The organism is Acinetobacter sp. 251-1 (genome assembly GCF_030329305.1).
In the GTDB taxonomy this organism is placed as follows: domain Bacteria; phylum Pseudomonadota; class Gammaproteobacteria; order Pseudomonadales; family Moraxellaceae; genus Acinetobacter; species Acinetobacter piscicola_A.
In genome coordinates this window covers 26,618-40,578 of the sequence record NZ_JACANS010000019.1, presented here as the reverse complement: position 1 = coordinate 40,578, position 13,961 = coordinate 26,618, and the positions used below count along the sequence as shown (strand labels likewise).

Annotated in this window: 11 protein-coding genes, 3 tRNA genes and 2 pseudogenes; 10 read left to right on the top strand and 6 right to left on the bottom strand. The window is 33.8% G+C overall.

The window, feature by feature from the left end; all coding sequences use genetic code 11:
* The first annotated feature begins 6 nt into the window (after positions 1-6).
* From HX129_RS14775 to HX129_RS14765, 3 genes are all read left to right on the top strand, one after another.
* Positions 7-79 (top strand) — tRNA-Gly (locus HX129_RS14775).
* A gap of 47 nt (positions 80-126) precedes the next feature.
* Positions 127-202: transfer RNA gene (locus HX129_RS14770), tRNA-Gly, on the top strand.
* 45 nt (positions 203-247) lie between these two features.
* A tRNA-Gly gene (locus HX129_RS14765) sits at positions 248-323 on the top strand.
* Between the two features lie 474 nt (positions 324-797).
* On the opposite strand, the gene HX129_RS14760 is transcribed toward HX129_RS14765, so the two are convergent.
* Positions 798-1,025, bottom strand: a complete 228-nt coding sequence (locus tag HX129_RS14760) for a helix-turn-helix domain-containing protein (RefSeq protein ID WP_286434402.1) — start codon at positions 1,023-1,025, stop codon at positions 798-800.
* A 115-nt stretch (positions 1,026-1,140) separates the two neighbouring features.
* Here HX129_RS14760 and HX129_RS14755 point away from each other — a divergent pair, with 115 nt between their 5' ends.
* The 6 genes from HX129_RS14755 to HX129_RS14730 all read left to right on the top strand — a co-directional run bounded on the left by HX129_RS14755 (position 1,141) and on the right by HX129_RS14730 (position 5,489).
* Positions 1,141-1,350, top strand: coding sequence for a hypothetical protein (locus HX129_RS14755; protein WP_005403933.1), 210 nt, complete (start codon positions 1,141-1,143; stop codon positions 1,348-1,350).
* Positions 1,351-1,371: 21 nt separating this feature from the next.
* Positions 1,372-2,553 (top strand): tyrosine-type recombinase/integrase, encoded by a 1,182-nt coding sequence (locus tag HX129_RS14750; protein ID WP_286436319.1) that lies wholly within the window; start codon positions 1,372-1,374, stop codon positions 2,551-2,553.
* Entirely contained in the window at positions 2,546-2,791 is a 246-nt protein-coding gene (locus HX129_RS14745) for a hypothetical protein (protein WP_130072434.1), read from the top strand. Before HX129_RS14750 ends, HX129_RS14745 begins: the two co-directional genes overlap by 8 nt.
* A 71-nt stretch (positions 2,792-2,862) precedes the next feature.
* Positions 2,863-3,420, top strand: a complete 558-nt coding sequence (locus tag HX129_RS14740; RefSeq protein WP_286436318.1) for a hypothetical protein — start codon at positions 2,863-2,865, stop codon at positions 3,418-3,420.
* 9 nt (positions 3,421-3,429) lie between these two features.
* A complete protein-coding gene (locus tag HX129_RS14735; protein ID WP_286436317.1) occupies positions 3,430-4,188 on the top strand; it encodes an ATP-binding protein in 759 nt (252 codons plus the stop codon).
* Positions 4,189-4,580: 392 nt separating this feature from the next.
* Positions 4,581-5,489 (top strand): helix-turn-helix transcriptional regulator, encoded by a 909-nt coding sequence (locus HX129_RS14730; protein WP_286436316.1) that lies wholly within the window; start codon positions 4,581-4,583, stop codon positions 5,487-5,489.
* A gap of 114 nt (positions 5,490-5,603) precedes the next feature.
* Here HX129_RS14730 and HX129_RS14725 read toward each other — a convergent pair.
* Positions 5,604-5,807: pseudogene (locus tag HX129_RS14725) on the bottom strand (transposase); the annotation flags it as partial.
* Positions 5,808-6,004: 197 nt separating this feature from the next.
* On the opposite strand from HX129_RS14725, the gene HX129_RS14720 reads away from it, so the two are divergent.
* Positions 6,005-6,343: a hypothetical protein gene (locus HX129_RS14720; protein ID WP_286436315.1), complete on the top strand. Its 339-nt coding sequence runs from the start codon at positions 6,005-6,007 to the stop codon at positions 6,341-6,343.
* 217 nt (positions 6,344-6,560) lie between these two features.
* Here the strand turns inward: HX129_RS14720 and HX129_RS14715 are convergent, their stop codons facing one another.
* The 4 genes and pseudogenes from HX129_RS14715 to HX129_RS14695 form a co-directional block, all read right to left on the bottom strand.
* Positions 6,561-9,725 carry a tyrosine-type recombinase/integrase gene (locus HX129_RS14715; protein ID WP_502872678.1) on the bottom strand — a complete coding sequence of 1,055 codons (3,165 nt, stop codon included), beginning with the start codon at positions 9,723-9,725 and terminating at the stop codon, positions 6,561-6,563.
* Entirely contained in the window at positions 9,712-11,973 is a 2,262-nt protein-coding gene (locus HX129_RS14710) for a hypothetical protein (protein WP_286434385.1), read from the bottom strand. Before HX129_RS14710 ends, HX129_RS14715 begins: the two co-directional genes overlap by 14 nt.
* Positions 11,970-12,644 carry a hypothetical protein gene (locus HX129_RS14705; RefSeq protein ID WP_286436313.1) on the bottom strand — a complete coding sequence of 225 codons (675 nt, stop codon included), beginning with the start codon at positions 12,642-12,644 and terminating at the stop codon, positions 11,970-11,972. The genes HX129_RS14710 and HX129_RS14705 overlap by 4 nt, the downstream gene beginning before the upstream one ends.
* A 480-nt stretch (positions 12,645-13,124) precedes the next feature.
* Positions 13,125-13,355: pseudogene (locus HX129_RS14695) on the bottom strand (VF530 family DNA-binding protein).
* Positions 13,356-13,961: the final 606 nt, after the last annotated feature.

Genomic DNA, 13,961 nt, shown 5'->3' with positions numbered 1-13,961 from the left:
CCCCATGCGGGAATAGCTCAGTTGGTAGAGCATAACCTTGCCAAGGTTGGGGTCGGGAGTTCGAGTCTCCTTTCCCGCTCAAAATTTTTTTATTCAGTTTTTTATTTAAAAAATTGGACAGACTCCGCGGGAATAGCTCAGTTGGTAGAGCATAACCTTGCCAAGGTTGGGGTCGGGAGTTCGAGTCTCCTTTCCCGCTCCAAAATTTTTTTATTCAGTTTTTTATTTAAAAAATTGGACAGACTCTGCGGGAATAGCTCAGTTGGTAGAGCATAACCTTGCCAAGGTTGGGGTCGGGAGTTCGAGTCTCCTTTCCCGCTCCAGATTCAAAAAGCCCTCATCGAAAGATGGGGGCTTTTTTATTGTTGATTTTATTCATATTTTTCTAGCTGGTTCAAATTGTTTACTAGAGTCTACTTATAAATTTTATTAGCCGTTCCCATGTTTGGTGACCAAAATGTGACCATTGTGTGCCACACTTTGTATAAAGTACTTTAAATGACCTCAAATTTCACTCAATCACTTGTACTTTTTAGCCCCCCTAAAGCTAAAATACTGGGTCTATAAAATAGAATTATATTCCCAGTTTTAACTTATTTTACGAATTTGTGACCAATCACTTTTCTAAAGTGACCATCGGTGACCAAAATTTTTCCCTAAAAAAGCTCATTTTTAGATATTCATCTAGGTTTTAAATAAAGCAATTCAAATTTGATAGATAAATTTTAACGATCGTTCAAATTTAATGTCTGCTTTTGTGACCAATCACGATTTCAAAGTGACCATCGGTGACCAAACTACTCTTCATTTATTTGATTAGTAAGATTTTTTTCAAAAACAAATAAATCACCTACTTGAATGTCTAAATATTCACAAATACGGTCAATCGTTTCTAAGTCGATGCGAGTTAAGTCACCGTTGTATAGCTTATGCAAAGTCGTTTTATTGATGCCAGTCCCTCGGATAAGATCTGCAACCCTCATTTTTCGTTCAGCTAACAAAATTGGTAATTTACAAATAACCATTAATTTTTCCTCTAATACAATGAAAATTTAATTGCATTTAATTAAATTTGAGGTTATTTTACGTTTAAGGATGAAAAACTACTTACATCCGATGAATTAATATGGGAATACAATTATGACATATACATACTTAACGGCACAGCAACTCGCTGAAAAAATTCAATACGACGCTCGCACCATTCGCAATCAACTTAAAGATAGCGTCTTCATTGAAGGTGTTCACTATATTCGTCCTTTTGGTGGTCGCAAGATTCTGTTTGTTTGGGAACGTATTGAAACTGAAATGCTTAAGTTCACAGGACTGAGTATGGATGCTCTTCAATAATTCATTAGAGGATCTATCACTATGGCTACTATCCGTGAACGAAATGGCAGACTCATTGCAGACTTCCGCTATATGGGCATTCGATGCAGAGAGACAACGAGTCTTGAAGATAATCCCTATAACCGAAGGGTATTAAAGAAGCGTCTAGAACAACTAGAAGCGGAAATAACGCTAGGTACTTTTGAATACGAAAAGTATTTCCCTAAAAGTAAAAAAATTGATGATTTCAAAGAAAAACGAAGTCAGCAAATTGCAGTGCAAACACGAGTACCACTTTTTAAAGATTTTACAGCTTTGTGGTTTAAACAGAAACAAATCGAATGGAGAGGTTCTTATCAACAAAAAGTGGCGATTGTCATTAAAAATTACTTGTTACCAGCTTTTGGTAATCAGGTATTAACAAAAATCAAGAAGTCAGACTTGCTGAACTTCCGTGCCTCTCTCGCCAAAGTGACACACGGAAAAGATCAAACAAGTCTGAAAGCATCAAGGATCAATCAAATCATGACACCTTTGCGTATGATACTGAATGATGCGGCCGAACGGTATAGTTTCGAGTCGCCTTATAAAAATATTAACAATTTGAAAGAAAGTAAAATTGAGGTAACTCCATTTTCTCTCGAAGAAGTACAGCAGATTCTCACGACTGTGCGTGACGATTTTAAACCGTATTACACCATCCGATTTTTCACAGGTATGCGTACCAGTGAAATTGATGGATTACAGTGGAAAAATGTGGATTTTCAACGTAGAGAAATCCATATTCGAGAAGCACTTGTAAATGGTGTGCTCGGTGGTACCAAAACGTATGGCTCTGATCGAACGATTCAAATGAGTGAACGTATTTATCAAGCTTTTAAACAACAAAGAAGTTTGAATAATGGTAAATCGGATTTTGTCTTCTGTAATCGAAATGGTGGTCCTTTAGACTACCGTCTTGTTAACAAACGTGTTTGGCATCCTCTGTTACGATTTCTAGAGCTCAAATCACGTCGTGCATACCAAACACGCCATACTGCTGCAACGCTTTGGCTATCTGCGGGTGAAAACCCTGAATGGGTTGCACGACAGCTTGGTCACTCAACCACAGAAATGCTATTTAGGGTCTACAGTCGCTATATTCCTAATGTTACACGCCGCGATGGTAGTGCATTTGAAGCAATGCTTGAAAAACTCAATGAAAAGGAGTTTTCACATGAATAGCAAATCATTTTTTGGTGGTGTTGTTGTGAGTCAAGAAGCTGATGATGTTGCTCGATTATTGATTCAAGAGTTACATATTCCAAAACTGCATAATTTGGCTTTCTTACTCAATATCAATAAATGCTTTGATGATCATCAAGCATTACGTCTATGGCTACAAAAGTTGATGGATGAAGAGTTTATTAATTTTGATGACTTGGCTCTACAAGCCCGCATTCGCCTTAGTAATTTAATTTAGACATGCCAAAAGATTTGAGGTCATCTGAATCAGGTGACCTTCGCCTTCTTATACTTAAAAATGGTGAAAAAATGAATAAAGATGCCTCTATTTGGATGCCAATTTATATTGGTGATCTGCAATCAAAGTTTGCAAGAATGAGCCCAGAACAAATTGGAGCCACATTTCTTTTAATGATGGATTTTTGGAAAAATGGTCCAATTCCGAACCAAAGTGCCATTTTGGTCAGCATTACTAAACTTCCTCAATCCAAAATTAAATTATTGATTCAAACCATAACCAGCTTAGGGATGTTTGAAAGTACGGCTGATCATTTACAATCTCGTTATCTTTCTGCATTGAAAGAGCAGGCGACTTTGAATCAAAAAATGAAATCAGATAAAGCCAAACAAGCTGCTCAAGCACGCTGGAGTAAATCCTCAAGCCATGCTCAAGCATCGCCGAAGCTTATGCCAAATGATGCTCATGTAATGTCTGAGCAAAGTTTAAGTAGTACTTTGGCAAAGCCTGAGTTATACCCTTCACCTTCACCTTCACCTTCACCTTCACCTTCACCTTCACCTTCACCTTCACCTTCACCTTCACCTTCAGACGTAGAAGGTTGTAATCAAAGTAAAAACTGGGTTTAGGAGGGAAACATGAAGTGCTTTCTCAATTTAATCAATGACTCATCATCTCCAGCAGAGCAAGTCTGTCCTATTCATGGTCAAACAATATGGTTGATTGCAGGACATTTGATTTGTAAGGAGTGTGCTAAAACTTTGGTGTCTGCAGCACAACAGTTACATGAAGATGAAATTCGTCAAAATTTAATTGATGTCAAAATCAAAAAATCTGGTTTATTAAAACGTTATGTAGAAAGTGGATTTAAAAACTATCAGTGTTTGTCTTTTGGTCAGGAAAATGCAGTAAAAAATTGCCAAAATTTTGCTCAGCAGATTATAGCAGGGCAATATCCTAATTTAATTTTATATGGACATCCTGGTACTGGGAAAACACACCTAAGTGCATCAATCATTCGCAATATTATTTTAAATAGCCCTTTAACAGCTCGATATTATACCAGTGCTCAGATTGCACAATTGATGATGGATACATGGAGTGATCCTACAAAATCTGAAGCTGAAATCATCCAGCATTTGGCTGGTTTTGATCTGTTGGTAATTGATGAATATGGCTTACATGATCGTCATGAAAAGCGTTTAGAAATGGTACATAAGATTTTATACAGTCGTTATGACAGTATGAAATCAACGTTATTGATTTCTAATTTTGATATCAGAATGTTGGAAAAAGATTTAGGTGTACGTTTGTGGTCTAGATTACATGAAAATTCACTATTTTTAATTCCTTGTTATTGGGAGGATTGGAGAAAAACATGTGATATAAGATATTGATTTATATTTATTTAAATGTTTTTAAAGAGACTTTAAATGTAATTATTATTTAACGTTAAAATAGTCATAGTGAGAGTGAAATTGAGTTTAGTCATTTGATTTTTCATTCTCGCTATTTTTTAGGCATAAAATATGAATAAGACCCTAAGAAAACTAAGAGTTTATTTTTAATTGTAGGTTTAAAAGTAAAGTGCACTATTGTATTTTTAATGGGTTGAGAAAATTAGATGAATTAAAAATCAAATTTTAATTCTGATAGACATAACCTGTCATTTAGAAAATTTATACTTAGAAAATTGTTAATAAATATATTTTATTAATTTTTATTGATTTTTTTTAAAAATATTGTATTTTAAAGAAAAATTTTTGCTTACTTGAGTTGGAATGCTCATATGGTATTTACACAGCATGATGAAGGGAATCATGAGCGTTTAGCTGATCGTTTAGCTAATATTCTGACCAAATTAAATGATGGACAACATTTGCAAATCAAGACTTTAGCAGAAGAATTTAAGGTCAGTACAAGAACAATTTCTCGAGATTTTGATCGTTTAAGTGCTTCAATACCTTTACTGAGAGATGAAAAAAGTAAAAAATATTATTTACAAGAGAACTATTTAGGTAAAATTACGGCAAAAGACATCATTAATTTTGCTCAGATTTCTGGAATAAGTGATTTATATCCATCATTGGATACATCTTTTTTACGGGAAATTTTAGATAGTCGTGCGCATAAGATTTATAGTACTAAAAATTATTCTGTCGAAGATGCTAGTCAATTTAAAGAGCTTTTCAAAATTATTAGAGAAGCCATCCAAGAGCATTACGAAATTAGTTTCTTGTATAAAGGTGTAACTAAAAATGTTCAACCTTATCGTTTAATCCATCATCATGGAAATTGGTACTTAGCTGCTGTATATAAAAATAACTTAAGAGCATATCGTTTAAGTCGAATTGAGATGTTATCTCATTCATCTGAAGTGATTTATTTTGTCATAGATCCTGCTGTTATATCACAATTGGATAAAGAAGATACCATTTGGTTTGGGTTAGAAAAAATAGAAGTTATTTTAACTGTTCATGCTGAAGTTGCAGAGCATTTTCAAGCTCGTTCTCTTTTACCTGAGCAAAAAATCATAAAGAAATTGAATGATGGTAGTTTGCTGTTATCGAGTCAAATCACTAATGCAAAACAAATTTTACCTTTAGTTCGTTATTGGATTCCTCATCTTAAAATTATTAGTCCTGAAAAATTGCAAGATGAAATGGAACAAGAGGTTAAGAGGTATTTGGGTATCTAATAAACTTATTATTTGAAAATGAGGAAATTATTGAATGCAGATAAATTGTTTTAAATAAAAGAGGAAATATAAGCTTTATTGAGAACAAGGCTGAATGATGTGTGCTGTCATCCGTTCACTTAGAGCAACGAGATCAGGTGAATATTGTTGTGTACCTACTAATGTCCCTGCTTTTGCTTTGTTGTAACAATTTGAAAGGGTCTGCATAGAAATGCCAAGCTATCGCGCTGTTTCTGAGACATTACCTTTGTTTGCTTCAATGGCTCTTATTGCTTCAGCCTTAAATTCTGTCTTATAAATCTTTTGTTTTTTGCTCATGGTAAACTCCTAATGAGTGTGTAGTTTACCAAGTTAAAGTCTCTGTTTTTATCAGTACACATCATTTTATTAAAGTATTATTAATCTATTTTAGGTGGTGACATAACCTGTCTAACCCTCATGTTACTTTTGCATAAGAATAAACAGGTAAGCGTATTATTTACCTTGTTTAAGTATATAAAATCAGAGGGTTAATCATGAAGTTATTAAAATTTTTTGCACTTGTGATAATGAGTTGTTTTGCACTTCAGAGTTACGCAGCAAGTTTAGATGTAACAGATACATTGTATCATTTTGCAAAAAAATGTAATACTCAAGGTAAGGCTGCTTATTTTTTAGATGATACAGGCAGATGGCAAGCTTATTCAGCAAATCAAATATATCAAGAATATAAATATATGCTTGATATGTCTTCTTTTGGATCATTGAATAGTGACTCTGCACCCTCTGTATCAAGTAATGATGTACAGGTATATTTGAAGAATACTAGAGCAAAACGTTTAGCTGCTGCTCAAAATCATTTGATGTGTAAGTAATTAATTTTTTTTAAGTTATGTTTCTTTTTGGTTTCTAAAGATGAAACTACTATTGGTTTGTCCTGCATTAGAAGTGATAAATTAAATGTTAAAATGTTTAGCAACCTTTAAGATATTTTTACGTAGTGATTGTTTATTCATCGATATTGGGCAGAAAAACTAGTTATTTCTAGCTTCATTATAGAGTCAGCAACTCGCAGCTCATATTTTGAATCGCCTAAAATTTAATTTTAGGCTTTCCAATACAAGCTAAATGCAAACAGAACTTAAAAACACCCAGTGCTCTTTGCTTATTTTTAGAAAAAAGCTGCAACCGAACATAGTTATCACGCAAAGTGGGTGCTAATACTTTTTGAGTTCTTAATACTTTAAATAGTAAAGGTTGATTTTTACGTGTAATTAAATCACTTAAATCATTACCGGTAATATTCCAGTATTCCGTTGGGAATAAATTGTGAATTTTGCTATAAAATGCTTCAAGCTGATCCACCTTTTTGCGTGGAAAATGAATTCCTGAGTGAGATGCTGTAACACGCTCTAAAAATAACTGCAGCGCCTGAAGAATCAGTGTTGGATTGTTTTCATATTCACCCTGAAGTTTGTCGAAAAAATATGTATAGATTTTAATTTCCTCCTGTGTATCGACCTTTGCAGGTTTTAAGCCGTTCAGACGTGGCAGTCCTTTTTTTGAGGTCAGTTGCCTGAGCTTTTTGGCATTATTGAACCAATAATCAACGAGTGCAAAAGGCAGACCATATTCGGCAGCGACCTGTTGAGAATCCTCTAAGGTTTCGAGTCGATTTAAGCATTGATAAAACAGTTTAAATGATACTTTTGACTGCGGTGTACCTGCAAAAAATTGAAAATAATCATGTGGTTTATAATTGAGAACTGAAGGATCTACAAAAATAGATTCGAAATTGCTTTTTGACCATTCATTCTGTTGATTTAATAAAAGCTGACTTAATTTTTCAGCATACTGATCAAAATTAAAGGGTTTATTGGGATGAACAGAATTAAGAAATTTAAAACAAGTTAATGCAGGGTTATAGCCCATGATTTTCATGGCTAATTCAGCAGAGATATCAGGTTGATGTTTGAGTAATTTTGTACCTGCAATAAAATAGCCGAGGTGGATGTAGCTTCTAAAAGTTTCAGTTGGGTCAATATGCCCCAGAAGATGGGCGATGATGAACCAATGGTTTTGGTCATGTGAATTGCGCAAAAGTTCTTGCCGAATATGATGATATTCTTCTAAAGAATAATCTGTGAGCCTTTCCACCCAAGGTGAATATTCACAATTTAAAATCAGAGCAAAATGATTTGCGGCACTATGCCTGAATGAATGAAAGGAATAATCATGGCTTTGCAAAAGTTGATTGAATAGTGTAATCAAAGGCACAGTCACAGTATTTTTTTGCAACTTGGTCTGTTGATTCCACTCAGCAAAAATGTAATCGTTTTTAGTACCTGACAGACGTTTTTCAATCATAAATTGGTGGAATAGCTCATATTCTTTCTGCTTTAACAAACAGTAGATTGGAATAATACGCTCAGAACTGTCCGTTTTTAACTGATGCAAATTCCCTTGTTTTTTTGAACCGTAAGGCTGAATCCAAATAGATAGTTTTTCCAATCCTTCCACATCACGAATGCGTAAACCCAAAATTTCATTGATACGCATCCCTGTACGATAGGCCAATATATAAATTAATTTAAGATATTGATATTGGGTATGTTCAATGAGATGTTCGGCATTCTGTTGATCTAGTGTATTAAGTAACAATGTTAAAGTTTGATGTCCAATGATTCTTGACCGAGGGCGTGTTTGTGTGGCAATCATTTCAATTTCAAAAGAATCAGCATTAAATACAATTTGTTGAAACTTATGGAACCTTTTGAGCATTTGGATAATTTGCGATTTAGATTTTTTAGCTTCGTTTTGACTCGGTTCTTCTTCTGTTTCAGTAATAGACTCATCTGGAATGAGTGTATTACTGATGATTTGTTCGTAAAGCTTATTAAGCAAGATATTCGGATCATCTTCACTACTTATATATTGTAGAGAATGGCTTAACCATGGCTCAGCAATACGTGTGTAATAGGTATAAATGGAATGCTCAGATAATGGATTATTGTTTTGGAATGACTTTTGAAATAGAGCAGCATCGACATTTAAAAGTGCTAAAAGAGGTGAAATTAAAGCGTTAGCGGGTTTATATAAGCTGATTAACCACAATACGATTCTTTGACTATATTCATTTAAGTTAGCATGATTCAACATGATATATTCAATGATTGAATGTTCAGTCGCTTGATCACTTTGCGTAGAACGAATAAATTTTAAAAGATCTTTATGCAGTTTAAGTGTTTGTTTCCTGGCTTGATCGGATTGGACAAATGCAGGTTGAGCGGGTGCTGCACTAGATTTATGCGGATCTGGAGGTTGAGTATTTGTAATAAATTGAGGGCGATAAAAGTTTTGAAACTCGTGTTTGGATAATCCACAGGTTTGTATATTTTCAATTAAGCATTGTGACAAAGCAGGGTCAATATCGGCATCTTTCAGTTGAGTCCAATGAAAGTTAGAATGATCTCTTAATAATTTATATGTTCTACGATTAAAACTAGAATTCATCTTTGAAAAAATGAGCTGTAAATATTCGTCAACGGTTAGATTGATTTTACGAATCTGCCGCGTATTAAAATGAATTAACCATAAACGGGTAATATGATCAGGAATAAAATTACGAGACTTTCGGATGGTTTTTTCATCGATAAATAAATCCCCATAGCCCGGTGAGAGGGGAGTTAGAAATATAATATTAGTTTGATCAATACTTTGAATATGGGTTGGATTTTTTAGATATTCTAGCAAGGCATTTAATGAAGATACTTGATTGAGTCCAGCAAATAACATGGATGAAATCAGTATATTTGCAATAATTTCATCATCTGAAAAAGATTGATGATCCTCAGCCAACTCCCAATAATCCCAAAGCTTTTCGATGATCTCATCAATTTTATACCCAGATTGAAACCATTCAGCATTTCTGACCAAGGCATCCCGTTGCATAGTAAAAGGAAGATAAGGTATTGGAAAAGGATCTAAGCGATTTTGATTTTTCTTTGAAATAAAATTTTTAAAAAATTGATGCGCTTGGATTTTCCAGGCATTACAAGTTGCATGCTGTTGGATAAATTTATAAATTTCATCATATTGATGCTCAAATTGTTCTAAATGTTTCTGATACAGTTGAGTGATATAGGGATGTAGTATTTTCTCAACATCTACTTCAATACGCTTTTTATCATCGAGCCGTTTTTGTTTTCGGCGATCTTCTGCAAATGATATTTTTTTAATTTTCTTAGAGGATGACATCAATATTAATCTCTGGAATTTGAAAAGCCGCTTTCATTTGTTGTAATACATCTGCAATTTTTGAATATTGTGAAAAGGATAAACTAGAAAAAGGATGTGCTGCCTCTTGCTGCATTTGTTCATGACCGAAGAGTGCTAAAATTTCAGGTTCAGAAATTTTATCTGTTAAAAATGCACGTGCAGTATGTCGATGCCAATTGGCATGATTTAAACCGAGTTCTAAATGAAAATTTTTGACAATAGCGGGGCTAAGACTTTTCCATACGCCATCTATACATAAAGATAATAGTGGCTTTTTACTGTCGAGAATATCTTGGATATGTTGACCCATTTGCATCTCATTTTTCCCCAAATAATGTTTTATATTATTGAGAAAGCATACGAAGTTTTGAACTTCTTGAACTAAGAAATCACAGAGTGGAATGATCCGACCATCACCTTGTCGTCCTCCCACTTCTTTGTCTGAAACATAGAAAATCTTCCTTTTTAAATTAAAGTTTTTCAGAAAACCTGGAAAATCAGCAACAGGTCGGGCAGATGTAAATAGCAGTAAAATATTCCACATCCAAATGCTGTAGTGATTAAACTTTCCGATCCAATCCTCATCTGCACATTGATACATCTTCGTGGCAAGCACATTGAAAATATGTTGAATAATATGAGCTCTTGGTGCTTTTCGACTTCCAAAATTTAAAGATGAATCTAGGCGAATTTCTGCATATCGTTTTCCTAGATCTTGATTGAGTTGTTGAATAATAGAAATATATTTTTGCTGAATTTTGAATATATTGTGATGACAATATGAAATAGCGGAAGCTTGATTGGCATCAATGCCTAAGAGAATATTTGCGAGTTGTTGATCTCCTGTGAGCTCGTAAATTCTATGGTGTAATAAAGAATTTGTTTTCAATAGTGATAACTTAGGAATAAACAACTTGTTTTTTAATAGATTAATTTTTTTATAAATGGCTTCAATTTCAATCTTTTCGCCAGCCCGTAACCCGTCTATAAGCTCGTTGGCAATGGGAAGATCAAAATAAATAGTATCATTTAATAAGCCTTTGAAAGGGAATTCTTTATTCTCAAAAATGGTAAATTTTGTGGAAAGGTAATATTGCTGATTTTTATATATCAGGGTTTGTCGTGTTGTTAGATTTTTAACCCGACGACTCTGTGCTTTGATCCAATGATCCGCAGAATTTCCGGTCAGAAACATGAGCAATAAAATCAGACTTTCTTTTTCGCCACGAAGAAAGCCTTGATATAACTCTTTTAGTAAATATTGAATACTGGATGGATTGGGATACAAGCTACTACTTGTCAGTAAATGTTCTTTTCTCTGAATATGTTTAGCAATAACCAAATGAAAGTAGTTTTGGCTACTGGTTGAATAATTTGCGATGGGTGAAATATGACTTGGATTTGTGCTAATCACTCTCGCTTCTGGTTCATCAAGTTGATTTTCAAGATTAAGTGCTTTGCTTTTAGAGACGGTGACTAGGTCAACAGTTTCTTCAATCAGTTGATCTTCATCTAAATAACGCGTTTGGATTTGTCGTTGAACATTTGCACGAGCAATTTTAGCCTTATTCTGTAGAACATAATTAAAAGGAATGCGAATGTCATTGATGAGGTGTTGATCAAATTCATCAAGTTGATCTGAATCAGTAAGAGACTCAAGATAAGTAACAAGGTCTTCTAATGAAAGTGTGGGTTCGGGTAAATACTCCGCAAAGAGTTTCAGATAATTATCAGTATTTTGGTGCTTACGTGAATGGCTTAACACCTTATTGGCATTGCGCATACGATGAAATAAGCGTTTTACGGTATTGAAATGTTCTGTGTAAGCTTCTTTAAATAAATCAGGTCGAAGCGCAGGTAAAGCCATTAAATAAATTGCAGCTTTGATCGATAACACATTCCATATCATCGCTTTATGGTGAGAATCGTTTAGCTGAGCGATAGAGTTAACATACCAAACAATAGGGGTATCACTGACTTTGCGTTTTCGGGTAGGTGCAATTATTTCAAGTGAAAATTCATCTTGAAATTGAATATCAAAATCAATTTGTTCGAGTTGTAATCCCGTTAAATAGCCCTCTGTGTTGACCGAACTAAGAAGATTAGCGACATACTGAATATGTTCTGCAGTTTTTAGATCTTCATCCGTAAACAGTTTATTCAAAATATGTTTTAAGGAAATAATCAGGCTATTGGGATCTTCAAAATCTAAACTTTCTTGGGTCATGAGGAGGTCCAAATTAAGTCAGGTGTTAATACAAAATTGGGATCATTCAACATCGCTTTTGCTATCGCACTATTTTTCTCTAAATCATCGAGTGTTTGCTTACGACGCTTTTCGATGCTTTTGATTTGTCGTTGTAATTGCTGATCTGATACCTTGAGCTCTTTGGCTAGTACCTCTAGTCCCATAGTTTTATGTGCTTTATAGGAGTATTGTTTATTGAGCTTCAGTAAACACTCGCTTGGAATATATTGATTAATAAGGGCTTGTAGTCGTTTAGGATTGAGTTTTGTTAACTGATAGGGGTATTTGCGCAGATCATTTAAAAACTCATTCCCTACATAGACTTTAAGTGCATCTATATCTTCTGCATTTTCAGGATATTGATAAACATGAAAATGAATAAATCGATCTGATTGACTAAAATAATAAAAACGTGTGAGATGATGTACGCAAACGTAACTATCATGCTGAGGGGCTTTGCAAACAGCCAAATATAGGTTTGAATCAAATGATGATTCTAAGTTGAAATTTAAGCCTTTAAATAATTCTGTATAACAATTATAGATCCCAGTAAAGTCTGGATGAATTTGGTGTTTAATCAGACTGATTTTTTTATCTTTAAGTATTTTGTGTTCACCTAAAATTTGATTTAAATCTATTTGAAAGGCCATCTCAAAATCCATATCTCGTTATTTACTTATATATGGATACGATTGTTTTATATACAAATGCAAGTAGTGTTTTCAATATATAGTTATTTTTTACAATAAAAATACAATATCTTGTGTTTTTTATAAAATATGATCTTTGTACAGTATCGAATATCAATCTTTTGAATCTATGATGTGTGCTGATAAAAACGGAGGCTTTAACTTGGTAAACTAGACATACTCATCAGGAGTTGACCATGAGCAAAAAACAAAAGATTTATACGGCAGAATTTAAAGCTGACGCAATAAAAGCCATTGAAGAAAACTAAGGTAATGTTTCCGAAACAGTACGACAACTCGGTATTTCCATGCAAACTTTGTTAAATTAGTACAAGAGAGCAAAGGTTGGAATAATTAGCCGGCACACATCAACATATATTCTCGATCTAAGGATAGTTTACTACTTGGTATAATATTGTGATGAAATTAAAGCTTTGACAGTTACGATTTCTGCTTGGCCTTTTGGTTTAAGAAATGCAAATATAAGTTTTCTACTTTTGCTTGTGCCCATGGTGTGATACGCAAGAATCACAATGATGATTTAGTATTTGGATATATGCGAAAACATCTAATTTCAATTTTACGACTCAAACCTTCGAAGCCACCATAGTAATCAAGCAATTCATCGAAAATATCAGCAAGTTTTTTATCATGTGAAAGGGCATTGGGGATGCTCGTATTGGATCAATCGTAGTTAGGAAGGCATGTATTATAACCTAGGTCAAATTGAAAAATTCTCAGATGGAGTATTGGTGATGATCATCAAAGGAACACCTTCTGTTAAGTCCGCACATATCAGTAAATATTGGATAGGCTCTAAGATTTTTTCTATAGAGTACGTAATATCAGTTATTAGATCAAGAAGTTCTTTAATAACAATGATATAATATTAAGGAATTATTATGCTTTAATACACGGTGCTTTTAAGTAAAGTTTAAGATTGTCTTGTTTGGCTTATCCATTGGGTAAAACTCACTCCAAAACCTCTTTTTTTATGGTTCTACATGTTTAGGCATAGGAATACGCTTATTCTTTATTTCAGTAGGAGTAGTTATCCCCTTGTCTTAGGTTCAAGTTCTTATTGAGGATTTGTTGATATATCAGACTCATTTTTTGACTGGTAGTAGTTGTACTAGATTTTTGGAGCTTCATTTCAATGGGTATAAAGAAGTGTATCTAAAGCCTTAATGAAATTTCGTTAAGACTTTATTTTTAGCTTATATAAAATTAAAAATTTGTATAAGATAATTAAGTTGTTAATTTAATTATATTTTTATT